The organism is Salmonella sp. SAL04162 (assembly GCF_046551535.1).
Lineage (GTDB): Bacteria > Pseudomonadota > Gammaproteobacteria > Enterobacterales > Enterobacteriaceae > Salmonella > Salmonella enterica.
This window is the reverse complement of record NZ_JBGDVX010000001.1, coordinates 1-22,822: the sequence shown is the minus strand read 5'-3', so window position 1 is coordinate 22,822 and position 22,822 is coordinate 1. Positions and strand designations below refer to the sequence as shown.

22 protein-coding genes, 1 tRNA gene and 1 pseudogene are annotated in these 22,822 nt (G+C 51.6%); 17 read left to right on the top strand and 7 right to left on the bottom strand.

Features of this window, described 5'->3' with window-relative positions:
• Positions 1-50 precede the first annotated feature (50 nt).
• A complete protein-coding gene (locus ACLJRH_RS00120; protein ID WP_001528509.1) occupies positions 51-305 on the bottom strand; it encodes a YkgJ family cysteine cluster protein in 255 nt (84 codons plus the stop codon).
• A gap of 324 nt (positions 306-629) precedes the next feature.
• On the opposite strand from ACLJRH_RS00120, the gene yeiP reads away from it, so the two are divergent.
• From yeiP to yejF, 9 genes are all read left to right on the top strand, one after another.
• Positions 630-1,202, top strand: a complete 573-nt coding sequence (yeiP, locus tag ACLJRH_RS00115) for an elongation factor P-like protein YeiP (RefSeq protein ID WP_001136822.1) — start codon at positions 630-632, stop codon at positions 1,200-1,202.
• Between the two features lie 211 nt (positions 1,203-1,413).
• Positions 1,414-2,400, top strand: coding sequence for a CobW family GTP-binding protein (locus tag ACLJRH_RS00110; protein ID WP_023136829.1), 987 nt, complete (start codon positions 1,414-1,416; stop codon positions 2,398-2,400).
• A 29-nt stretch (positions 2,401-2,429) separates the two neighbouring features.
• The gene (locus tag ACLJRH_RS00105) at positions 2,430-3,149 is read left to right on the top strand and encodes a phosphatase PAP2 family protein (protein ID WP_000178091.1); all 720 of its coding nucleotides are present in this window, start codon (positions 2,430-2,432) and stop codon (positions 3,147-3,149) included.
• 413 nt (positions 3,150-3,562) lie between these two features.
• Positions 3,563-4,135, top strand: a complete 573-nt coding sequence (gene mepS, locus ACLJRH_RS00100; protein ID WP_000241015.1) for a bifunctional murein DD-endopeptidase/murein LD-carboxypeptidase — start codon at positions 3,563-3,565, stop codon at positions 4,133-4,135.
• A 325-nt stretch (positions 4,136-4,460) separates the two neighbouring features.
• The gene (locus ACLJRH_RS00095) at positions 4,461-6,017 is read left to right on the top strand and encodes a cyclic di-GMP phosphodiesterase (RefSeq protein WP_023136827.1); all 1,557 of its coding nucleotides are present in this window, start codon (positions 4,461-4,463) and stop codon (positions 6,015-6,017) included.
• A gap of 106 nt (positions 6,018-6,123) precedes the next feature.
• Positions 6,124-7,929 carry an extracellular solute-binding protein gene (locus ACLJRH_RS00090; protein WP_023136826.1) on the top strand — a complete coding sequence of 602 codons (1,806 nt, stop codon included), beginning with the start codon at positions 6,124-6,126 and terminating at the stop codon, positions 7,927-7,929.
• 9 nt (positions 7,930-7,938) lie between these two features.
• Entirely contained in the window at positions 7,939-9,033 is a 1,095-nt protein-coding gene (locus tag ACLJRH_RS00085) for a microcin C ABC transporter permease YejB (RefSeq protein ID WP_000501623.1), read from the top strand.
• The gene (locus tag ACLJRH_RS00080; protein WP_001137748.1) at positions 9,033-10,058 is read left to right on the top strand and encodes an ABC transporter permease; all 1,026 of its coding nucleotides are present in this window, start codon (positions 9,033-9,035) and stop codon (positions 10,056-10,058) included. The genes ACLJRH_RS00085 and ACLJRH_RS00080 overlap by 1 nt, the downstream gene beginning before the upstream one ends.
• Before the next feature lies 1 nt (position 10,059).
• Positions 10,060-11,649, top strand: coding sequence for a microcin C ABC transporter ATP-binding protein YejF (gene yejF, locus ACLJRH_RS00075; protein WP_000203619.1), 1,590 nt, complete (start codon positions 10,060-10,062; stop codon positions 11,647-11,649).
• A gap of 3 nt (positions 11,650-11,652) precedes the next feature.
• Here the strand turns inward: yejF and ACLJRH_RS00070 are convergent, their stop codons facing one another.
• The 3 genes from ACLJRH_RS00070 to rsuA all read right to left on the bottom strand — a co-directional run bounded on the left by ACLJRH_RS00070 (position 11,653) and on the right by rsuA (position 14,301).
• Positions 11,653-11,997, bottom strand: a complete 345-nt coding sequence (locus tag ACLJRH_RS00070) for a YejG family protein (RefSeq protein ID WP_001094639.1) — start codon at positions 11,995-11,997, stop codon at positions 11,653-11,655.
• A gap of 390 nt (positions 11,998-12,387) precedes the next feature.
• Positions 12,388-13,578, bottom strand: a complete 1,191-nt coding sequence (locus tag ACLJRH_RS00065) for a Bcr/CflA family multidrug efflux MFS transporter (protein ID WP_000213349.1) — start codon at positions 13,576-13,578, stop codon at positions 12,388-12,390.
• A 27-nt stretch (positions 13,579-13,605) separates the two neighbouring features.
• Positions 13,606-14,301 carry a 16S rRNA pseudouridine(516) synthase RsuA gene (gene rsuA / locus ACLJRH_RS00060; RefSeq protein WP_001234836.1) on the bottom strand — a complete coding sequence of 232 codons (696 nt, stop codon included), beginning with the start codon at positions 14,299-14,301 and terminating at the stop codon, positions 13,606-13,608.
• Positions 14,302-14,452: 151 nt separating this feature from the next.
• On the opposite strand from rsuA, the gene ACLJRH_RS00055 reads away from it, so the two are divergent.
• On the top strand, positions 14,453-16,213 hold the full coding sequence (locus tag ACLJRH_RS00055; protein ID WP_023136909.1) for a DEAD/DEAH box helicase: 1,761 nt from the start codon (positions 14,453-14,455) through the stop codon (positions 16,211-16,213).
• Between the two features lie 124 nt (positions 16,214-16,337).
• Positions 16,338-16,622: a 50S ribosomal protein L25 gene (rplY, locus tag ACLJRH_RS00050; protein WP_000494192.1), complete on the top strand. Its 285-nt coding sequence runs from the start codon at positions 16,338-16,340 to the stop codon at positions 16,620-16,622.
• 120 nt (positions 16,623-16,742) lie between these two features.
• Here rplY and yejK read toward each other — a convergent pair whose 3' ends face one another.
• Entirely contained in the window at positions 16,743-17,750 is a 1,008-nt protein-coding gene (yejK, locus tag ACLJRH_RS00045; protein ID WP_000050806.1) for a nucleoid-associated protein YejK, read from the bottom strand.
• A 179-nt stretch (positions 17,751-17,929) separates the two neighbouring features.
• Between yejK and ACLJRH_RS00040 the strand changes: the two genes are divergently transcribed.
• The 5 genes and pseudogenes from ACLJRH_RS00040 (at position 17,930) to ACLJRH_RS00020 (ending at position 20,344) form a co-directional block, all read left to right on the top strand.
• A complete protein-coding gene (locus tag ACLJRH_RS00040; protein WP_001135904.1) occupies positions 17,930-18,157 on the top strand; it encodes a YejL family protein in 228 nt (75 codons plus the stop codon).
• Between the two features lie 31 nt (positions 18,158-18,188).
• Positions 18,189-19,949 (top strand): LPS biosynthesis-modulating metalloenzyme YejM, encoded by a 1,761-nt coding sequence (gene yejM / locus ACLJRH_RS00035; protein ID WP_001606361.1) that lies wholly within the window; start codon positions 18,189-18,191, stop codon positions 19,947-19,949.
• Positions 19,950-20,022: 73 nt separating this feature from the next.
• Positions 20,023-20,099: transfer RNA gene (locus tag ACLJRH_RS00030), tRNA-Pro, on the top strand.
• Positions 20,055-20,147 (top strand): annotated as a pseudogene (locus ACLJRH_RS00025) (hypothetical protein); the annotation flags it as partial. The gene ACLJRH_RS00030 and the pseudogene ACLJRH_RS00025, both read left to right, overlap by 45 nt.
• Positions 20,141-20,344 carry a DinI-like family protein gene (locus ACLJRH_RS00020; protein WP_023223163.1) on the top strand — a complete coding sequence of 68 codons (204 nt, stop codon included), beginning with the start codon at positions 20,141-20,143 and terminating at the stop codon, positions 20,342-20,344. The pseudogene ACLJRH_RS00025 and the gene ACLJRH_RS00020, both read left to right, overlap by 7 nt.
• A 192-nt stretch (positions 20,345-20,536) precedes the next feature.
• Here ACLJRH_RS00020 and pagL read toward each other — a convergent pair whose 3' ends face one another.
• A complete protein-coding gene (pagL, locus tag ACLJRH_RS00015) occupies positions 20,537-21,100 on the bottom strand; it encodes a lipid A 3-O-deacylase PagL (protein WP_000281869.1) in 564 nt (187 codons plus the stop codon).
• An 818-nt stretch (positions 21,101-21,918) separates the two neighbouring features.
• Between pagL and narP the strand changes: the two genes are divergently transcribed.
• The gene (gene narP, locus ACLJRH_RS00010) at positions 21,919-22,566 is read left to right on the top strand and encodes a nitrate/nitrite response regulator protein NarP (protein WP_023136910.1); all 648 of its coding nucleotides are present in this window, start codon (positions 21,919-21,921) and stop codon (positions 22,564-22,566) included.
• 43 nt (positions 22,567-22,609) lie between these two features.
• On the opposite strand, the gene ACLJRH_RS00005 is transcribed toward narP, so the two are convergent.
• Positions 22,610-22,822, bottom strand: a 213-nt coding sequence (locus ACLJRH_RS00005; RefSeq protein WP_369529283.1) for a tetratricopeptide repeat protein, incomplete at its 5' end; no start/stop codon positions are given.

The window sequence follows — 22,822 nt, the reverse complement described above, 5'->3', positions numbered from 1 at the left end:
ATTTCGGGATATAACATAAGCCCCTACGCATTTATCAAAAGCGGCTTAGCTCATGGTAAAGTTTTCTGTTCGAGTTCCAGCAAATAAATAATGGCCTCTTCCCGGGTCGTTAAACACATGTCCCCTGTCGGTTGCAAACCAGAGCACACTTTTGGGCGTAAAGGCGAGCCAAAGATAAGGCACAAGTTATCTTCCGAAAGCTGCGCGCATCTGGTATTCATCGGCTTGCCATTCGGCATTCCGGGTATCGGCGACGAAATTGAAGGCGCAATACAGCAAGCGCCACAACCGCTACGACAGTCCATGCTCAGCCCCTCTATTTATAACCAAATGAAAGATAACAGAATTTGTCCAAAGAAAAATCCAGATTTAAAATGTGGACGTCATCATGATCAGGCCTGCCCTCAGACATTCCGAAGACAAGGCTGGAAACAGAAGGGACAACACAGCACACTTCCCCCCTCCAGGCGACATGCCATCGCCTATTCTCGTTGAACGCGGGGCGGAAAGCGGGCGAACAGTATCACCTTTTTTGCACCAGCAAAAGTGACAATTCCACTTGCCTGGACGGCCCGGCGCGAGTAGTTTTACGCGATATTTTAGATAATCTCTACAACAGGATCTCCTCGATGCCAAGAGCGAACGAAATCAAAAAAGGTATGGTACTGAACTACAACGGCAAATTGCTGATTGTGAAAGATATCGACATTCAGTCGCCTACCGCCCGTGGCGCCGCCACACTGTATAAAATGCGTTTTTCTGATGTCCGCACCGGTCTGAAAGTGGAAGAACGTTTCAAAGGCGACGATATCGTTGATACCGTCACCCTGAGCCGTCGCGGCGTTGACTTTTCTTATGTCGATGGCAACGAATATGTGTTCATGGATAAAGAAGACTATACGCCGTATACCTTCACCAAAGATCAGATTGAAGAAGAGTTGCTGTTTATGCCTGAAGGCGGAATGCCGGATATGCAGGTTCTGACCTGGGACGGCCAACTGCTGGCGCTAGAGCTTCCGCAGACCGTGGATCTGGAAATCGTCGAAACCGCGCCGGGTATTAAAGGAGCGTCCGCCAGCGCACGTAACAAACCCGCGACATTAAGCACCGGTCTGGTGATTCAGGTTCCCGAATACCTGAGCGCAGGTGAGAAAATCCGCATTCATATCGAAGAGCGCCGTTATATGGGGCGCGCGGATTAAGTTTCGCATTTTTCGGCTGCGTCCTGGGGCGCAGCCTGACCCTTTTCTTTATTGACTGTTCTGCGCCAGGAAAGAGAAACGTTAAAAATTTAACATTTTCTGCTCTTAAGATGGCAGAAGCACGACTTCGTCAACTCAGCGCTTCTCTTTTTCACGTTTATTCGCCAGGATTATTAAAGTTGTTATGTTGTATCAATATTCTGGAGCTGACGTGACCAAAACCAATCTTATTACTGGATTTCTCGGTAGCGGAAAAACCACCTCTATCCTTCATTTATTAGCCCATAAAGATCCGGCTGAAAAGTGGGCCGTCCTGGTCAATGAATTTGGCGAAGTGGGTATTGACGGCGCGCTGCTTGCCGACAGCGGCGCACTGCTAAAAGAGATCCCCGGCGGCTGCATGTGCTGCGTCAACGGATTGCCTATGCAGGTGGGGCTCAACACGCTGCTACGCCAGGGCAAACCTGACCGGTTGCTGATTGAACCAACCGGACTGGGGCACCCAAAACAGATTCTGGATTTATTAACTGCGCCGGTTTATGAGCCGTGGATTGATTTACGCGCTACGCTCTGCATCCTTGACCCTCGCCTGCTACTGGACCAACAGAGCGTCGCCAATGAAAATTTCCGCGATCAGCTCGCCTCAGCCGATATTATCATCGCCAATAAAACCGATCGCGCCACGGCGCAGAGCGATGCCGCCCTGCAACAGTGGTGGCGACAGTACGGCGGCGATCGCCAACTGATTCATGCCGAACATGGACAGATAGACGGTAAGCTTCTGGATTTACCGCGACAAAATCTGGCGGAACTGCCAGCCAGCACCGCGCATTCTCACACTCATGCCAGTAAAAAAGGACTCGCCGCGCTAAATCTGCCCGCACAGCAGCGCTGGCGACGCAGCCTCAATAGCGGACAAGGTCATCAGGCCTGCGGCTGGATTTTCGATGCCGATACCGTGTTTGACACCATTGGCCTCCTCGAATGGGCTCGTCTGGCGCCGGTGGGTCGGGTGAAAGGCGTTATGCGCATACAAGAGGGGCTGGTACGCATCAATCGCCAGGGCGATGACCTGCACATCGAAACACAGAGTGTCGCGCCGCCGGATAGCCGGGTTGAACTTATCTCAAGCACAGAAACCGACTGGAATACGTTACAGACGGCCTTGTTGAAGCTTCGTTTAGCGACGCACGCGTAAGGTTGCCACCGTTTAAAAACTATGGCGAAATGACGATGAAAACCCGCTATTCCTTGATAATTCTGCTTAATGCCGCCGGTCTGGCGCTGTTTTTGTCATGGTATCTCCCCGTCAATCACGGTTTCTGGTTCACCATTGATTCCGGCATATTCCACTTCTTTAACCAGAAACTGGTGGAAAGCCACGCGTTCCTCTGGTGGGTCGCTATTACCAATAATCGGGCGTTTGATGGGTGTTCGCTGCTGGCGATGGGCGGACTGATGCTCAGTTTCTGGCTAAAAGAAGACGCGTCGGGTCGGCGGCGCATTGTGATAATCGGATTGGTCATGCTGCTAACAGCGGTGGTGCTTAACCAACTCGGTCAGGCGCTGATCCCCGTCAAGCGCGCCAGCCCAACGCTCTCTTTTGAGCATATTTATCGCGTCAGCGAGTTGCTGCACATCCCGACAAAAGACGCGTCAAAAGACAGTTTCCCAGGCGATCACGGTATGATGCTGCTGATATTTTCCGCCTTTATGCTGCGTTATTTCGGCAAAACGGCGGGGATTATCGCCCTTATTATATTTGTGGTTTTCGCGTTTCCGCGCGTTATGATTGGCGCTCACTGGTTCACCGATATTGTGGTCGGGTCGCTCACGGTTATTTTGATTGGCCTCCCCTGGTGGCTGATGACCCCGCTCAGCGACCGGGCGATAGCGCTTTTTGAGAATTATCTCCCGGGCGGAAATAAACAAATTTTAAACAAATAACCCATGTAATTAACATTACCTTCAGCGATAGTTTTACATCGTTGAAGGTAATTTATGATGATATTCCCCCAGCCCATCATTTTTCGGTCATATTATTCCTCTGCAAAATGAACAGGTTGCACGATTTTTAAACGATCTGCGCTTAATTTGACCCGTGCTGATAGTTCACTTTTCGTATCATAAATTCTTATAAAAAATCACGCGAAATCGCTCGCAATGACAGCAACAATCGGGTAATCTCAAACTCGTTTTGCCTCGCCAGATAATTATTCTCATTGCGAATAAATTTGTGCGTTCCGCCACAGATTTGTGCACAAAGAATTGTCTCAAGCTGTGCAGGTAATTAGTCTCATCACGTTTGGCATTTTTATAACGATATTTATCGTTAAGGACTTCAAGGGAAAACAAACAACATGGTCAAATCTCAACCGATTTTGAGATATATTTTGCGCGGGATTCCTGCGATTGCAGTTGCGGTTCTGCTTTCTGCTTGTAGCACAACCACCAATACCGCAAAGAATATGCATTCTGAGACGCATGCTGTGGGCAATAGCGATAGCTCTTCACTGCAAGCCTCTCAGGATGAATTTGAAAATATGGTGCGTAACCTCGACGTTAAGTCGCGGATTATGGATCAGTATGCTGACTGGAAAGGCGTGCGTTACCGCCTGGGCGGCAGCACTAAGAAAGGCGTCGACTGTTCCAGCTTTGTACAGCGCACCTTCCGTGAACAGTTTGGTTTAGAGCTTCCGCGTTCAACCTATGAACAGCAGGAAATGGGCAAAGCAGTTTCACGCAATAACCTGCGTACGGGCGATCTGGTTCTGTTCCGCGCCGGTTCCACTGGTCGTCATGTCGGTATTTATATCGGCAATAACCAGTTTGTCCATGCGTCTACCAGTAGCGGCGTCATTATCTCCAGTATGAACGAACCGTACTGGAAAAAACGCTACAATGAAGCACGTCGAGTTCTGAGCCGCAGTTAATCTTCATCAGGCAGCACCTCCCTTGGCTTACCTGATGAGACGACATAAAAAGCACTGCTTCGGCAGTGCTTTTGCTTATTATCCCTTCTGAACCCGTTTTGCCGAATAGCGACGTGTGGCCTCTTATCCAGCCTACCACACACGAACGTAGGCCTGATAAACATAGTGCCATCAGGCATTCAGGTCGTTTCCCCCAACGCCTACTGCGACAATACGCTTTCCTGCGCATCACAGAAAAGCATGACTATCCGGGGTAATCCAGGCTATAGTCTTATAAATCAACCAGATTAACCGGCATCCGCCTTTTCAGGTCACACCAGGAATTATGCTTACACGCGACTCCTCTTCCGGTCGGAAAATCCTGCTTACCTGTATCATTACGGGGATGGCAGCAGCATTACTTATTGGTAGCCTGCAATTTTTCCTGTCGTGGCATAAACGGGATGTTAAATACAATACGCTCCTTTCTGATGTACAACATTACCTGGCCAGCTATTTCGCCGACCTGAAAGCCACCACCGATATTCTTCAGCCGTTGACGATCAACACCTGTCAGCAGGTTGGCGCAGAACTCACCTCAAGAGCCGCTTTTAGCCTTAATGTCCGCGCCTTCTTATTGATTAAAGATAAAAAAGTGTTCTGCTCTTCCGCCACTGGCGCCATGAATATGCCGCTTCAGCAACTGGTGCCGGATATAGATATCCGCAAAGACGTTGCTATGGCGATTCTGCCCGGCACGCCAATGATGCCCAACAAACCGACAATGGTGATTTGGTATCGGAACCCATTATTAAATGACAGCGGCGTATTCACATCGCTGAATATTAACCTGACGCCCTACTTACTCTATACCACGCGCCAGGACGATTTTAACGGCATCGCGCTGATTGTCGGCAATACCGCGCTGTCGACTTTTTCTTCGCGTCTGCTGACCGTCGCGGAGCTGCCGGGCACGCCATCACGACAGGCAACTATCAACGGCCTGCCGCTTAAAATACAGCTTTATGCCGATAGCTGGACCTACAATGACTTGTGGTATGCGTTGATGCTGGGCTGCATTAGCGGCATCGTAGCAGGGTTTATCTGTTACTTTATCTATGCCCTCCGGACGCGACCGGGCAAAGAGATTTTAACGGCGATCAAACACGAGCAGTTTTATGTGGTTTATCAGCCCGTCGTCGATACTCGTACGCTGAGCGTCACCGGGCTTGAAGTCTTACTGCGCTGGCGTCACCCTACGGCAGGCGAGATTCCGCCGGATGCCTTTATCCACTATGCCGAAGCGCAACAACTTATCGTACCGTTAACGCAGCATCTGTTCGAGCTGATCGCCCGCGACGCGCCCACGCTACAGAAGGTGATGCCCGTCGGTGCCAAATTTGGCATTAATATCGCGCCGGAACATCTGTACAGCGACAGTTTTAAAGAGGATATGCACCGGCTCAGGGACGCCCTGCCCGCGCACCATTTTCATATCGTGCTGGAAATCACTGAACGCGATATGCTCCAGCAGTATGAAGCGGCCAAACTGTTCGAATGGCTGCATTCCGCCGGGTTTGAAATCGCTATAGATGATTTCGGTACAGGCCATAGCGCCCTGATTTATCTGGAGCGATTTACTTTAGATTATCTGAAAATCGATCGCGGCTTTATCCAGGCGATCGGCACGGAAACCGTCACGTCTCCGGTTCTGGATACCGTGCTGACGCTCTCCAGACGCCTGAATATGCTGACGGTGGCCGAGGGTGTTGAAACGCCGGAGCAGGCCCGTTGGCTACGCGATCACGGTGTTAATTACTTGCAAGGGTACTGGATTAGCCGTCCTTTACCCCTAAAAGATTTCGTGCTGTGGATGTCGGCGCCTTCCGTGCCTGAATGGTAGTCCCCTTACGGTTTTAACGGATTCACATCAGACGCAACGTCACTTATTATTCAGCGAAACGCCTGCCGGTTTGCAGCGGGCAATACGATAAGGAAACCGCCTTCAGATGATTGCGCGCGTAATGCTTCTGCTTGTCGCACTGGTTAGCGCTGGCGCCCAGGCCCAGGAAATCAAAGAAAGCTACGCTTTCGCCGTACTCGGCGAACCTAAGTATGCTTTTAACTTTGATCACTTTGATTATGTGAATCCTGCTGCGCCGAAAGGCGGTCAGATGACACTTTCCGCCATTGGTACGTTCGATAATTTCAATCGCTATTCGCTGCGCGGCAATCCCGGCGTACGTACCGAAGCCCTTTACGATACGCTTTTTACCACCTCAGATGATGAACCCGGAAGCTATTATCCGCTGATTGCCGACCATGCCCGCTATGCCGCCGACTATTCCTGGGTGGAAATCTCGATTAATCCCCGCGCTCGTTTTCACGATGGCACGCCCATTACCGCCCGCGATGTGGCCTTTACCTTTCATAAGTTTATGACCGAAGGCGTACCGCAGTTCCGTCTGGTCTATAAAGGTACTACCGTGAAGGCGATTGCGCCTTTAACCGTGCGAATTGAGCTGGCGAAGCCTGGCAAAGAAGACATGCTTAGTCTGTTTTCACTACCGATCATGCCCGAAAAATTCTGGAAAAATCACAAACTCAGCGATCCGCTTTCAACGCCACCCTTAGCCAGCGGGCCATACCGGATTACTCAGTGGAAAATGGGCCAGTACATTGTCTATTCACGCGTCAAAAACTACTGGGCGGCTAATCTGCCGGTCAATCGTGGACGTTTTAACCTCGACACTATCCGCTACGATTACTACCTTGATGACAATGTCGCTTTCGAGGCGTTTAAAGCGGGCGCATTTGATCTACGGCTGGAAAACGACGCTAAAAACTGGGCAACGCGCTACATCGGTAAAAATTTCGATAATCATTACATCATTAAAGAAGAGCAGAAAAACGAGTCGGCGCAGGACACACGCTGGCTGGCTTTTAATATTCAGCGCCCGGTATTTAAAGACCGGCGGGTACGTGAAGCTGTCACCCTGGCCTTCGATTTTGAGTGGATGAATAAAGCGCTGTTCTATAATGCCTGGAGCCGAACCAACAGTTACTTCCAGAATACCGAGTACGCCGCCAGAAATTATCCTGACGCCGATGAGCTGGTATTACTCGCGCCGATGAAAAAAGATCTTCCTCCTGAAGTCTTCACTCAGATCTATCAGCCGCCGGTCTCTAACGGCGACGGCTACGATCGCGAAAATCTTCTTAAAGCTGACGCCTTGTTGACGCAGGCCGGATGGGTGATCAACGGACAGCAACGGGTCAATAGCGTCACCGGTAAGCCTCTGATGTTTGAACTTCTCCTTCCTGCCAGCAGTAATAGTCAGTGGGTTCTGCCCTTCCAGCATAATCTTCAGCGTCTGGGCATTACGATGACTATCCGTCAGGTTGATAATTCTCAACTCACCAACCGGATGCGTAGCCGCGACTATGACATGATGCCGAGGCTATGGCGGGCGATGCCCTGGCCCAGCTCCGATCTACAAATCTCATGGGCGTCGGAATACATTAACTCCAGTTATAACGCTCCCGGCGTACAAAGCCCGGTGGTGGATAAACTGATCGCGCAAATTATCGCAGCGCAGGGTGATAAAGCGAAACTGGTGCCGCTGGGACGGGCGCTGGATCGCGTGCTGACCTGGAACTATTACATGCTGCCGATGTGGTATATGGCGCAAGACAGGCTCGCCTGGTGGGATAAATTCTCCCATCCGGCGATTCGCCCGGTATATACCATCGGGTTAGATACCTGGTGGTATGATGTCAACAAAGCCGCCAAACTACCGGCAGCCAGGAGGTAGTAAGAATCAATGGGCGCCTATCTTATCCGCCGTCTGTTACTGGTGATCCCCACGCTATGGGCCATTATTACCATTAACTTTTTTATCGTGCAGATCGCTCCCGGCGGCCCTGTCGATCAAGCGATTGCCGCGATTGAATTTGGCCAGGGCGGCGCGTTGCCCGGCGCCAGCGGCGAAGGCGTTCGCGCCAGTCATGCGCAAACCGGCGTCGGCAATATCAGCGACAGCCATTATCGCGGCGGCCGGGGACTCGATCCGGAGGTGATCGCGGAGATCACCCATCGCTACGGCTTCGACAAACCGCTGCATGAGCGTTATTTCAAGATGCTACGGGACTATCTCTCTTTTGACTTCGGCGACAGTCTGTTTCGCAGCGCATCCGTACTAACGCTGATCAAAGATAGCCTTCCCGTCTCCATTACCCTGGGATTATGGAGCACGCTGATTATTTATCTGGTGTCTATCCCGCTGGGGATTCGCAAAGCCGTCCATAACGGCAGTCGCTTTGATGTGTGGAGCAGCGCGTTTATCATTATCGGTTATGCGATCCCCGCCTTTCTGTTTGCTATTTTATTAATCGTCTTTTTTGCCGGCGGCAGCTACTACGATATTTTTCCGCTACGTGGCCTGGTCTCCGCCAACTTTGACACATTACCGTGGTACCAGAAAATCACCGATTATTTGTGGCATATTACGCTGCCGGTGCTGGCGACCGTCATCGGCGGTTTTGCCGCCCTGACGATGCTGACGAAAAATTCGTTTCTCGACGAGGTGCGTAAACAGTATGTCGTTACCGCTCGCGCTAAAGGCGTGAGTGAAAAAAACATTCTCTGGAAACATGTTTTTCGTAACGCCATGCTGCTGGTGATCGCCGGGTTTCCCGCCACTTTTATCAGTATGTTTTTCACCGGCTCGCTGCTAATTGAAGTCATGTTCTCGCTCAACGGCCTGGGGCTGCTGGGTTATGAAGCAACCGTTTCGCGCGACTATCCGGTGATGTTCGGCACGCTTTATATCTTTACCCTGATTGGCTTATTACTGAATATCCTGAGCGATATCAGCTATACGCTGGTCGATCCACGCATTGATTTTGAGGGACGATAATGCCGCGATTAAGCCCGGTCAATCAGGCCCGCTGGGCGCGTTTCCGCCATAATCGCCGGGGCTACTGGTCACTATGGATTTTTCTGATCGTGTTCAGCCTGAGCTTATGCGCGGAACTGATTGCTAACGATAAGCCATTGCTGGTGCGCTATGAAGGCCAGTGGTATTTTCCGCTGGTAAAAAATTACAGCGAGCGCGATTTCGGCGGCCCGCTGGCGACAACGGCAGATTATCAGGACCCCTGGCTACAACGGCAGCTTGAGAATCGGGGCTGGGTGTTGTGGGCCCCCGTACGCTTTGGTGCCAATACCATTAATTTTGCCACCACGCAGCCTTTCCCCTCCCCGCCTTCGGCGAAAAACTGGCTGGGCACCGATGCGAATGGCGGCGACGTTTTCGCCCGCATCCTGTACGGCACCCGCATTTCTATTTTATTCGGCCTGATGTTAACGATTTGCTCCAGCGTCATGGGCGTACTGGCGGGCGCGCTACAGGGCTATTATGGCGGCAAAGTCGATTTATGGGGGCAACGTCTCATCGAAGTCTGGTCGGGGATGCCGACCCTGTTCCTGATTATTTTACTTTCCAGCGTAGTGCAGCCTAACTTCTGGTGGCTGCTGGCCATAACCGTACTGTTTGGCTGGATGAGTCTGGTGGGCGTGGTGCGCGCCGAGTTTTTACGGACCCGCAATTTTGACTATATCCGCGCCGCGCAGGCGCTTGGCGTCAGCGATCGTGACATTATCCTGCGCCATATGTTGCCTAATGCGATGGTCGCTACCCTGACATTTTTACCGTTCATTTTATGTAGCTCCATCACCACCCTGACGTCGCTGGATTTTCTGGGATTTGGTCTGCCGCTTGGCTCCCCTTCTCTCGGCGAACTTCTTTTACAGGGGAAAAACAACTTACAGGCTCCCTGGCTGGGGATCGCCGCCTTTCTGTCTGTCGCCATTCTGCTATCGCTGCTGATTTTTATCGGCGAAGCGGTACGCGACGCCTTTGATCCTGCTAAGGCGGTATAAGATGACATCTCCATTGCTTGCGATTGAAAATTTATCGGTAGGTTTCCGTCAGCAACAGCACGTACGTCCTGTCGTTAACGCCATTTCGTTACAGGTGAACGCCGGGGAAACGCTGGCGCTGGTCGGCGAGTCCGGGTCAGGAAAAAGCGTGACGGCGCTTTCCATTCTGCGTCTTTTGCCTACCCCTCCCGCCGTCTACCTCTCCGGCGATATTCGCTTTCACGGCGAATCATTGCTTCATGCCAGCGAGCAGACGCTACGCGGCGTGCGCGGCAATAAAATCGCCATGATTTTTCAGGAACCGATGGTTTCACTTAACCCGCTGCATACGCTGGAAAAACAGCTCTATGAAGTGCTGTCGCTCCATCGGGGAATGCGTCGGGAGGCGGCAAGGGCGGAGATGATCGGTTGTCTGGATCGGGTCGGTATCCGCCAGGCGAGCCAGCGTCTGCGCGATTATCCGCATCAGCTTTCCGGCGGCGAACGCCAGCGCGTCATGATAGCCATGGCGCTGTTAACACGGCCGGAATTACTGATCGCCGATGAGCCGACCACCGCCCTCGACGTCTCCGTACAGGCGCAGATTTTATCTCTACTGCGGGAACTCCAGCGCGAGCTCAATATGGGATTGCTGTTTATCACCCATAACCTCAGCATTGTAAAAAAACTGGCGGATTCAGTGGCGGTAATGCAACACGGCAAGTGCGTAGAGAACCAACGCGCCGACACGCTGCTCTCCGCGCCGACCCATCCGTACACGCAAAAACTACTCAACAGCGAACCCACAGGCGATCCGGTTCCGCTCCCCGCCGGGCAGACGCCGTTGCTGGAAGTGGACAGGCTGCGCGTCGCCTTCCCGATCCGCAAAGGCATTCTGAAGCGCGTCGTGGATCATAATGTGGTGGTTAACAATATCAGTTTCACCCTGCATCCAGGCGAAACGCTGGGTCTGGTCGGCGAGTCAGGATCGGGAAAAAGCACCACCGGTCTGGCGCTGTTACGGCTTATCCGCTCCGAAGGCCGCATCGTGTTTGACGGTCAATCGCTGGATACGTTAAACCGCCGCCAGCTTTTACCTGTTCGCCACCGTATCCAGGTCGTATTCCAGGACCCGAACTCATCGCTAAACCCGCGTTTAAACGTGTTGCAAATTATCGAAGAAGGCCTGCGCGTCCACCAGCCTACGCTTTCAGGCGCGCAGCGCGAACAGCAGGTGAAAGCGGTCATGATGGAAGTCGGCCTGGACCCGGAAACGCGGCATCGTTACCCCGCTGAGTTTTCCGGCGGCCAGCGTCAACGTATCGCCGTCGCCAGGGCACTGATTTTAAAACCTTCGCTTATTATTCTGGATGAACCGACCTCATCGCTGGATAAAACCGTTCAGGCGCAGATTCTTGCCCTCCTGAAATCGCTCCAGCAAAAGCACCGTCTGGCCTATATCTTCATTAGCCACGATCTGCATGTAGTACGCGCGCTGTGCCATCAGGTTATCGTGCTGCGACAGGGGGAGGTGGTTGAACAGGGGCAATGCGAGCGCGTGTTTACCGCACCGCAACAGGCCTATACACGTCAGCTACTCGCGTTAAGCTGACGCCTAAAAAGGATTATTGTTAGAAAAAGGTTCCGCTATCGCTACGCCGAAATTTTTCAGCCGACAGGTGGCGGCAAACTCATCCTGACGATTAACGAACAGGCACGGTTCCCCTTCGCACTCCAGCACGGAGCAAGGAACTTCAATATCGCTTAGCGCCTGGCTGAGCTTATGCATCACTGACCACGCGCTATCGCCTGCCGGACTCAACAGTTTAAGCGCCACCAGACTATTCTCGGTGCTCTGCCCGTTTTGCGGAATCGGTTCAACCTTTGACCCCGCAAAACCCGCCGACCAGCGATAGTTTTGCGGCAGACGGTGAACAATTGAGAGCTGTAATGTATTCACTTTCTTTCCCCGGAAGCACAATTACTTCACAATTTACTTACATTTATATTAACACATCATTGACAACCCGTCCTTAAACAGATTGCTAACGCCCTACTCTCCGTCAGTGGCTCTACAGCAAGCGGGAGTTAAAATAGTTTTACCGACGCGGAGATAGCGGCGGGCTATATGTACCCGTTTCTGCGATCTAACTCAACCTTTTTAACTACAATGATGTGACTTTTTACATAAATGGATTTTACATAAAATAAACATAAAGGAGGAAAATGATGAATTGGTAATTGATATACATCAACTATGAAAGCCGTTTGGCTTTGCCATCGTCTAGCGGATAGCGTCCCCCAACGCCGCCTGCGCATTCTTCGGCGCCATTGAGGGACAGCGCGCCCGTCACCGTTTTTTGGGACGGCTGGCGTAGAGATAAAACAGAATGGAACAGGCGGCGCAAAGCGCAATCGACCAGATCATCGGCCACGCACTGGTAAAGGTAGCCAGCGACAGCAACGCGCCGACGATAGCGCCAATACCAAAGCGGAAAGTGCCCGCCAACGAAGACGCCGTTCCGGCCATATGCGGAAACTCATCCAAAATGACCGCCATCGCATTGGACGAAACCATCGACACACAGCCGACAAACGCCGCAACGCCGACCACCAGCGCCCAGAATCCAATGCCCATCAGCGCGCTGAAAACCATCCACACCGCCATCGCAAACTGAATCCATAGCCCGGCCCGAAACATGTTTAGCGCCCCTACCCGTCTGACAAAACGGCTGTTGATAATCGTCATCACAAACAGAAATACGATGTTCAACGCGAAGTAGTAGCCGAAATCCTGCGGCGGAACATGATTAATTTCGATATAAACAAACGGCCCCGCGCTCAAAAAAGAGAACATACCGGCAAAACTAAACCCGCTCGCCAGCATATAGCTCAGTACGCGTTTGTGGCGAAACAACGCGGCAAAGTTACCTATTGTGGTACGAATATGAAAAGGCTGACGCCGTTCAACGGGCAGCGTCTCTTTAATCAAAGCAAAGATCATGACTGACGCCAGAATCGCCGCAATGGCCAGTATCCAGAAGATATAGTGCCAGCTTAACCATACCAACACCCAGCCGCCGACAATGGGCGCCATTAACGGCGCTATCGTAGTGACCAGCATGACAAATGACATCATGCGCGAAAACTCTTCCTTTGGATAAATATCCCGCATCAGCGCATTGATGACGACGCTTGCCGCCGCGGCCGCCAAACCGTGGAAAAAACGCATCACGATCAGTTGATCGATAGTCTGCGCCAACGCACAGGCGACCGCCGCCGCGGCAAATACCAGCGTCCCGCCCAGGATGACCGGCTTACGCCCGAGGCTATCCGCCATCGGTCCATAGATAAGCTGCCCCAGCGCAAACCCCAGAATATAGGTGCTGAGCGTCATCTGCGCGCTACCGGCAGGCACGCCGAATTGCGCAGAAATCACCGGCAGCGCTGGAAGATACATATCAATCGACAGCGGCATTAACATGGCCAACAGGCCAAGGATAAAGACAATGGCAAAGGAAGAGTGCTGCCGGGTGGTCACATCGAACTCCTGAGTTTAACGAGATAGTTAGCCGACGCTGGCGATTTCTTCTTCAGTCAACGGGCGGTACTCGCCGGGAGCCAGATTCTCATCCAGCGTAATGGCGCCAATCCGTTCGCGGTGCAGTTCCACAACGCGATTGCCTACTGCGGCAAACATCCGCTTCACCTGATGATAACGGCCTTCGCTGATGGTCAGACGGACCTGCACAGGCGTTATCACCTCCAGCGTAGCGGGTTTAGTGAGATCTTTTTCATTATGCAACTGCACGCCTTTCGCAAATTGCGCTGCCGTATCGTCGGCCACCGGCGACTCCAGGGTCACCAGATAGGTTTTTTCACAGTGATGGCGCGGCGACGTAATACGGTGCGACCACTGACCGTCATCTGTCATTAACACCAGACCGGTAGTATCGATATCCAGACGTCCTGCGGCATGCAGCTTATACGCCACCGGCTCATCCAGGAAATACAGCACCGTTGGATGATCGGGATCATCGGTTGAACAAACGTATCCCTGCGGCTTGTTAAGCATAAAATAGCGTGGCCCGTGTTGCTGCGCTAAGGGATTGCCGTCATACGCAACCGCATGTTCCGGGAGCAGTTTGAAGGCCGCATTTTTAATGATGTCGCCATCGACGGTAACGCGGTTACCACGAATTTCACGCCCGGCAATAGCGCGGCTGACGCCAAGCTGCTGAGCGATAAATTTATCAAGTCGCATGTGTGTGATTTAGCCTGTAATAATACGGAAATCGGGCATTCTACCCGAAAAAAGGGAATTGCTATCCGCTCAGTATAGCGGGCTAACTATATCCCTCAAGGGAAATGATTCATGGCATACTATTCCCGGAACCGTTTAACGTAGTGAGACCATGATTTTTACACTCCGCCCCTACCAGCAAGAAGCCGTAGACGCCACGCTCAGCCACTTTCGCCGCCACCGTACGCCCGCCGTGATTGTTCTGCCGACCGGCGCGGGTAAAAGCCTGGTGATCGCCGAACTGGCGCGCGTCGCCCGCGGACGGGTACTGGTGCTGGCGCATGTGAAAGAGCTGGTCGCGCAGAACCACGCCAAATATTGCGCGCTGGGGCTGGAAGCGGATATTTTCGCCGCCGGACTCAAACGTAAAGAGAGTCAGGGCAAAGTCGTGTTCGGCAGCGTACAGTCGGTGGCGCGTAATCTTGACGCCTTCCAGGAGGAGTTTTCGCTGTTGATTGTCGATGAATGCCACCGCATCGGTGACGATGAAGACAGTCAGTATCAGCAAATCCTCACTCACCTGAGTAAAGTTAATCCTCACTTACGTCTGCTTGGGCTCACCGCCACGCCCTTCCGCCTCGGAAAAGGCTGGATTTATCAATTTCATTACCACGGTATGGTGCGCGGCAACGACAACGCGCTGTTTCGCGACTGTATTTATGAACTGCCGCTGCGCTATATGATTAAACACGGCTATCTGACGCCGCCTGAGCGGCTTGATATGCCAGTGGTCCAATACGATTTCAGCCGCCTGCAGGCCCAAAGCAATGGGCTGTTCAGCGAAGCCGACCTGAACCGCGAGCTGAAAAAGCAGCAGCGGATTACGCCGCACATCATCAGCCAGATTATGGAATTTGCGCAAACGCGCAAAGGCGTGATGATTTTCGCCGCCACGGTCGAACATGCGAAAGAGATTGTCGGTCTGCTTCCGGCGGACGACGCGGCGCTGATTACCGGCGATACGCCAGGGCCCGAGCGCGACGCGCTGATTGATAATTTCAAGGCGCAGCGTTTTCGCTATCTGGTTAACGTCTCGGTGCTGACCACCGGCTTTGACGCCCCACACGTTGATCTCATCGCGATTCTACGTCCCACCGAGTCAGTTAGTCTTTACCAACAAATTGTCGGGCGTGGTCTGCGCCTTGCGCCGGGAAAGACCGATTGCCTGATTCTTGATTACGCAGGCAACCCGCACGACCTGTATGCCCCGGAGGTCGGTAGCCCGAAGGGAAAAAGCGATAACGTCCCTGTCCAGGTATTTTGCCCGGCCTGCGGCTTTGCCAACACCTTCTGGGGGAAAACCAATGCCGACGGCACGCTGATTGAACACTTTGGCCGTCGCTGCCAGGGCTGGTTTGACGATGACGACGGCCATCGCGAGCAGTGCGATTTTCGCTTTCGCTTCAAAAACTGCCCGCAGTGTAATGCCGAAAACGATATTGCCGCCCGACGCTGCCGGGAATGTGACGCCATTCTGGTCGACCCGGACGATATGTTAAAAGCGGCGCTCAGGCTCAAGGATGCGTTAGTCCTGCGCTGTAGCGGAATGACGATGCAGCATGGGCAGGATGAGAAAGGCGAATGGCTGAAAATCACTTACTATGACGAGGACGGCGCGGATGTCAGTGAGCGCTTCCGCTTGCACACGCCCGCCCAGCGTACCGCTTTCGAACAGCTATTTATTCGCCCGCATACCCGCACGCCCGGCGTTCCTTTACGCTGGATCACGGCGGCGGATATTGTCGCGCAGCAGGCGCTGTTGCGGCATCCCGACTTTGTGGTCGCGCGGATGAAAGGCCAGTACTGGCAGATGCGTGAAAAAGTGTTCGACTATGAAGGCCGCTTCCGCCGGGCGCACGAATTACGTGGTTAATTGTACTTTTCATTGATGTAACGGCGATTTGAGTATAGAATCCCGCCCGCCTTTGCATACGCAAAGCAGATCACTTACCTGTTGCTGGGTCGCCTGTAGCAGGAATTATTAAAGAGAGATTTGAATGTTTACTATCAACGCAGAAGTACGTAAAGAGCAGGGTAAGGGTGCGAGCCGCCGCCTGCGCGCCGCTAACAAGTTCCCGGCAATCATCTACGGCGGTTCTGAAGCCCCGATTGCTATCGAACTGGACCACGACCAGGTGATGAACATGCAAGCTAAAGCTGAATTCTACAGCGAAGTTCTGACCCTCGTTGTTGACGGTAAAGAAGTCAAAGTTAAAGCTCAGGCTGTACAGCGTCACGCTTACAAACCGAAGCTGACTCACATCGACTTCGTTCGCGCGTAATCGCCTGGAAGTTGAAGAAAAACCCCGCCCCGGCGGGGTTTTTTTATGGAATTTAGTTCGCGGTAAAGATGAATCACACTTGCCGGATAAGGCGTTTCCTCCCCCATCCGGCAAGCGACTTTATTTCCCGCCCGACGTGCGTCGCTGCAACTGATCGCGCAAATTCGGCGGCGTCCCTTTGATAGTCAGGGTATCGGTCGCCGGGTCCCAGAAAATCCGCTCGCCCAGTAGCATCGCATCAAAGTTAATCGTTAACCCGCCGCCGCTGCCGGCATATTTGGTTAGCTGGCGCAGCGTACTGCGATCTGCCGGGAAGCTCTCTTCCAGCTCATAGCCTTTTTCGGCGGTAAATTCGCTGAAGCTGACTTCACTGACGCCGGAAAGCTCTTTAGACAGCGATTCCAGCTCAATCTCTTCCCCGGCTTGTAACTGCTCGTTGCAGTAGCTGTACACCTGCTGGCGCACGTTCTGACGTTCTGCTTTATCCAACTGCGCTTCTGCGGTGAAATCATCCACTGCCTGCAACAGGCCGCGATTCTGCGCTTTGGCGTTCAACCCTTCGCTGGCGCCGAGGAAATCCATAAAGAAGTCAGCGACCTTGCGCCCTACCCGACCTTTCAGGAACGTCAGATAGCGGGTCGATTGCGGATTAGTTTCCCACTCGGTAAGATCGATACGTGCCACGATATCCGCATGGTTGATATCAAGATAATGCGTCGGGTTAATGTCCAGATTTTCATTGACCCGCATACTACTCAGGTTGTTCAGTACCGTAACCAGCAGATACTCCACCGCCAGGTAGCGATAATGGCAGAACAATACAATGCCGCCGTCCGCAAAGGGATATTTCGCCAGTTCGTCACGCAGGCGTCCGGTCGCCGCCCGGCTAAAGGCAAGAAAATCTTCTTCCCCCTGACGTTGCAACCGCAGCGCTTGCGCCAGTTCACTCTCTTCATTAAACAGGCCATACGCCTTATTCTTGGCGCTATAGACCCGATGCAGTTCAGCCACCATCTCGACAACGGTGGTTGTCGGCTCCAGCAATGAATCGCGCAAGACCAGCTCAAGATTTTGCTCATCGCGCTTGATAAGCTGGTGCAGGGCAATCTGGTTGATATCCAGACTCATGATAAACTCTCCTTTAAGACCGGGCGGTATTCAACCACCGCCTGCCGGAAGACGCAAGCAATCGCCCTGCCATTTCAGGCGTTATCCGTAACGCGAATGATTTAGGGGATAAAAATGCAGAAAAAAAACTGTTGCTACGGTAATATGTTGCCCTTTCATGAACAAACAGATTTTGATTTATGCCACAACTCTCCCGCTATAGTGATGAACATGTTGAACAACTGCTGAGCGAACTGCTCAGTGTACTGGAAAAACATAAGGCGCCGACCGATCTTTCCCTGATGGTGCTGGGAAATATGGTCACCAACCTTATCAACACCAGCGTTGCGCCGGCTCAACGCCAGGCGATTGCGAACTCTTTTGCCCGCGCCTTGCAGTCTTCGATTAGCGAAGACAACGCGCACTAAAAAGCCGACTCCGGAGAAACAAGCGACAGGTATGGTAACTCATCGTCAGCGCTACCGTGAAAAAGTCTCCCAGATGGTTAGCTGGGGGCACTGGTTCGCTCTGTTCAATATACTGTTGGCTACGTTGCTCGGCAGCCGTTACCTGTTTGTCGCCGACTGGCCGACAACGCTTGCGGGTCGCATATACTCCTACCTGAGCATTGTCGGGCACTTTAGCTTTCTGGTGTTCGCCACCTATTTGCTTATTCTTTTTCCGCTCACGTTTATCGTGATGTCCCAGCGGCTGATGCGGTTTTTATCAGCCATTCTGGCGACCGCGGGTATGACGTTGTTGCTTATCGACAGCGAAGTCTTTACCCGTTTTCACCTGCATCTTAACCCCATTGTCTGGGAGCTGGTCATCAACCCTGACCAGAACGAAACGGCGCGCGACTGGCAGCTTATGTTTATTAGCGTGCCGGTTATCTTATTGATTGAGATGCTATTTGCGACATGGAGTTGGCAAAAGCTGCGCAGTCTCACGCGCCGCCGCCATTTCGCAAGGCCGCTTGCGGCATTCTTTTTCGTCTCCTTTATTGCATCGCATCTTATCTACATCTGGGCAGACGCTAATTTTTACCGGCCGATTACCATGCAGCGGGCAAACCTGCCGCTCTCTTATCCGATGACGGCGCGACGTTTTCTTGAAAAACACGGTCTGCTGGATGCGCAGGAATATCAGCGCCGTCTGGTAGAGCAAGGCAATCCGGAAGCGGTCTCCGTACAGTACCCGCTCAGCAATTTGCACTATCGCGATATGGGCACCGGTCAGAATGTGCTGCTCATTACCGTAGACGGCCTGAACTATTCTCGCTTTGAGAAGCAGATGCCGGAGCTGGCTACATTTGCCGAACAAAATATCGACTTCACCCGTCATATGAGTTCAGGGAATACCACTGATAACGGTATTTTCGGCCTGTTCTATGGCATATCGCCAGGCTATATGGATGGCGTGTTATCCACCAGAACCCCTGCGGCGCTCATTACCGCGTTGAATCAGCAAGGCTACCAACTGGGACTGTTTTCTTCGGATGGTTTCGCCAGCCCGCTTTACCGTCAGGCATTACTGTCCGATTTCTCGATGCCGGCAGCGCAGACGCAGTCTGATGCGCAAACGGCCAGCCAGTGGATAGACTGGCTTGGGCGCTACGCACAGGAAGATAACCGCTGGTTCTCATGGGTATCGTTTAACGGTACTAACATTGATGACAGTAATCAGAAGAATTTTGTTAAGCGTTACGCCAGCGCCGCCAGCGACGTGGATGCGCAAATCAATCGGGTTCTGAACGCGCTGCGAGAGGCCGGTAAATTCGACAATACCGTCGTGATCATTACCGCAGGACGCGGCATACCGTTGACGCCGGAAGAAAATCGCTTCGACTGGTCGCAAGGTCATCTGCAAGTACCGCTGGTGATCCACTGGCCGGGGACGCCTGCGCAGCGTATTAATGCGCTTACCGATCATACCGATGTAATGACCACGTTGATGCAACGCCTGTTACATGTCAGCACGCCAGCGAACGAATATTCACAGGGCCAGGACATCTTTACCGTTCCACGTCGCCATAACTGGGTAACGGCGGCAGATGGCAGTACGCTGGCAATCACGACGCCGCAAATGACCCTGGTGCTCAATAATAACGGTCATTATCAGACCTATGACTTACACGGCGAGAAGATCAAAGATCAGAAGCCGCAGCTCAGTCTGCTGCTGCAAGTGCTAACAGAAGAGAAACGTTTTATCGCTAACTGATTAATTATAAATCAGTTAGCACCGTTTCCCCTTGCATTCGCGTTGGAAAGAGGTAGTATTAGCACCCACAAGTCGGCACGTAGCGCAGCCTGGTAGCGCACCGTCATGGGGTGTCGGGGGTCGGAGGTTCAAATCCTCTCGTGCCGACCAAAATTCCCCTTAAAAACCAGCCTCTCAGGGCTGGTTTTTTTATGCCTGCAATTAAAAAGTTAGCTGATGCCAGAGACGTTATTTTGCATGACCTGATTTTGCATGAACTGATCGGACATCTTTCCTGTGCAGTGGTCACAGTAAAGTCAATGCAGGCAAATAACGTAAACCATGTTTGTACTAAAACAGAAAAAGCGCATCTACACCCTATGCTGGAAGAAATGTTCGCAGTGGCAGGTAAATGAGTAAGCAATCTGTCGCAGCAATAATAAAACGTTCTGGTAAGGTAAATGGCTTACCACTTCTTTGTCACTAACAATTAGCCTCCCTGTCGCCATAGGGCCGATAACGATCGGCTAGTCACAACACGTTTTTGTAGACAACGTACCGTGATTAATTACTCCTTCAGCCAGCAACTCGCTAATTGTTATTCAACTTTAGAAATTATAACTAATTGAAGCACCTACAAAATTATGCCCTGAATTTTTATCCGTGAGTGATCCATTCGAGAAATGCCGAATATAAGCTTCTGTAGAAAAAGCCCCAAAGTTCCAACCAAGAAACGCTTTTTCCCCAAAGGTAAATGCAGAATTGACACGCATATCATCTCGCGACTTAGATTTTATATAAGCCCCCAGACCAATACCGGTATAGATACCAGCGAAATGAACCAGCGCCACATCCTTCGAGATACCCAATACGCCCTGGTTATATTTATTGCAGGGAACGCTGCCAGAATGTTTACTGCAATCATCGTTCCCCTTAGCCTTAAATCCTCCTAACTCCAGATTATTTCTTGCCTGTAAAAAGAAAAAATCGCTGGGTTCACTGTATGTCAGAAAAGCCGTATATAAGTGCTCAACCCCTCCTCTCCTTATACTTTCTCCCCCAGCAAAAGAGATCTGATGTTTGTTTCCCTTACCAAAAAAAACATTATCATTAGCAGAACATGCGAATGCACAAAGTAATAATATATATATAAATATTCTCTTCATATACACTCCATCACCATTTCAATGTCAATAGCTATTTTTAACCGACTAATATATTTAAAATTTTCTACGCCACACTTACGCTCACAGAAACGGCTGATATAGCATCCAGTATTAATATTATTTTCATAATTACTCCAACCAGCATTTTTGATGCAAACAGGCTGGACATGGGCTGTGTGCAGAAATCAAAACATACTCACTACGCTTTCCCCTTGAGTCGCCCCAATGGGTGCTCAAAACGCCGCGAGTGTTGTTCAGGCACATCCAGGATAAGTTATAAGTGAACGACTCTCATTCCTGACCACATTTTCATTTATGATAAGAATATCGTCAGAATCTCTTTATCGCATAAAAATATCTCTACTATTGACTTGATATTTAATTTAACAGATGTCGCGGTTTATTCGTTCTGCTCAGATGTATTTCATTGACATTAATAAAACAATAAATAAATTCAATTAAAATAATTTGTTAATAATGACAAACTTTAGACACTATGACTTTTAATAAGGAATTTCCTGCCAGTAAAGATAGTCTGGGCTTACGGGTGCAAGGGCGCAGCTACATATGCCATACTTCTGTTATGTCACATTGTCCGAAAAAAGCGTCCAGACCAGTATTCAACCTCAGGGAGTATTCTGTTTTCTCTCACAACGGGTTGTTTTATCCTTTCTATCGTTCAGCTAATTACTCGCCTGTCACAGGTTTTACTACTTACCCATGCACTAATTAGGGTAAAATTTACGCGCTTGACAATGTGGCAAATCTGGACGATTTCCGCGCTGAAAACAATAATCATTCTAATAAAACTCAGGAGATATAGCATGCCTGAAGTAACACCTTTTCAGGTGCTTATTGTGGACGACCATCCACTTATGCGGCGAGGTATTCGTCAATTACTGGAACTGGACCCGGCTTTTTATGTCGTTGCCGAAGCGGGTGACGGGGCGAGTGCGATCGATCTGGCGAATCGCATTGAGCCCGATCTGATCCTGCTGGATCTGAATATGAAAGGTCTGAGCGGGTTAGATACCCTGAACGCGCTACGCCGGGATGGTGTGACGGCGCAAATTATTATTCTTACCGTCTCGGATTCCGCCAGCGACATCTACGCGCTGATCGACGCCGGCGCCGACGGTTATCTGCTCAAAGATAGCGATCCGGAAGTGCTGCTGGAGGCCATTCGCAAAGGCGCTAACGGCGGTAAAGTCTTTAGCTATCGGGTCAATGAATATCTGCGTGAGCGCGAACGGTTTGGCGCGCAGGAAGATCCCTTTAGTATCCTGACCGAACGAGAGTTAGATGTCTTGCATGAGCTGGCGCAGGGGCTTTCTAACAAACAGATTGCGTCAGTACTGAATATTTCTGAGCAGACGGTTAAGGTGCACATTCGTAATCTGCTTCGCAAGCTAAACGTGCGCTCGCGCGTCGCGGCGACCATTCTATTTTTACAAACACGCGGAATGCAGTAACAAGTCAGGCCCGATGGCGCCACGCCACCGGGCCGTCAGGGCATTATTTCTCCTGCGCCAGCCGGATACTGCGCTCTATCACCGCCCGCCGGGCGTCACCCGCCGGCAGTAACTTCAGCATCATCTCCCAGGCCGCCACCGCCTCATCAAAGCGCTGCTGCTCAAAGGCGCTGAACGCGTACAGGCTTAACACCCGGATATCCGTGTGGTCGCGGCTCACCAGCCGGCGCAGCAGCTCCCCGCCGCGGCGGTTATC

Excerpts from the sequence above, each read along its gene's own strand:
- ACLJRH_RS00095 (WP_023136827.1), top strand. The coding sequence starts at position 4,461 with ATGCTTACACGCGACTCCTCTTCCGGTCGGAAAATCCTGCTTACCTGT.
- ACLJRH_RS00090 (WP_023136826.1), top strand. The coding sequence starts at position 6,124 with ATGATTGCGCGCGTAATGCTTCTGCTTGTCGCACTGGTTAGCGCTGGC.
- rsuA (WP_001234836.1), bottom strand. The coding sequence starts at position 14,301 with ATGCGACTTGATAAATTTATCGCTCAGCAGCTTGGCGTCAGCCGCGCT.
- yejF (WP_000203619.1), top strand. The coding sequence starts at position 10,060 with ATGACATCTCCATTGCTTGCGATTGAAAATTTATCGGTAGGTTTCCGT.
- ACLJRH_RS00085 (WP_000501623.1), top strand. The coding sequence starts at position 7,939 with ATGGGCGCCTATCTTATCCGCCGTCTGTTACTGGTGATCCCCACGCTA.
- yejK (WP_000050806.1), bottom strand. The coding sequence starts at position 17,750 with ATGAGTCTGGATATCAACCAGATTGCCCTGCACCAGCTTATCAAGCGC.
- ACLJRH_RS00080 (WP_001137748.1), top strand. The coding sequence starts at position 9,033 with ATGCCGCGATTAAGCCCGGTCAATCAGGCCCGCTGGGCGCGTTTCCGC.
- rplY (WP_000494192.1), top strand. The coding sequence starts at position 16,338 with ATGTTTACTATCAACGCAGAAGTACGTAAAGAGCAGGGTAAGGGTGCG.
- ACLJRH_RS00105 (WP_000178091.1), top strand. The coding sequence starts at position 2,430 with ATGACGATGAAAACCCGCTATTCCTTGATAATTCTGCTTAATGCCGCC.
- narP (WP_023136910.1), top strand. The coding sequence starts at position 21,919 with ATGCCTGAAGTAACACCTTTTCAGGTGCTTATTGTGGACGACCATCCA.
- yeiP (WP_001136822.1), top strand. The coding sequence starts at position 630 with ATGCCAAGAGCGAACGAAATCAAAAAAGGTATGGTACTGAACTACAAC.
- yejM (WP_001606361.1), top strand. The coding sequence starts at position 18,189 with ATGGTAACTCATCGTCAGCGCTACCGTGAAAAAGTCTCCCAGATGGTT.
- mepS (WP_000241015.1), top strand. The coding sequence starts at position 3,563 with ATGGTCAAATCTCAACCGATTTTGAGATATATTTTGCGCGGGATTCCT.
- ACLJRH_RS00055 (WP_023136909.1), top strand. The coding sequence starts at position 14,453 with ATGATTTTTACACTCCGCCCCTACCAGCAAGAAGCCGTAGACGCCACG.
- ACLJRH_RS00020 (WP_023223163.1), top strand. The coding sequence starts at position 20,141 with ATGCCTGCAATTAAAAAGTTAGCTGATGCCAGAGACGTTATTTTGCAT.
- ACLJRH_RS00120 (WP_001528509.1), bottom strand. The coding sequence starts at position 305 with ATGGACTGTCGTAGCGGTTGTGGCGCTTGCTGTATTGCGCCTTCAATT.
- ACLJRH_RS00040 (WP_001135904.1), top strand. The coding sequence starts at position 17,930 with ATGCCACAACTCTCCCGCTATAGTGATGAACATGTTGAACAACTGCTG.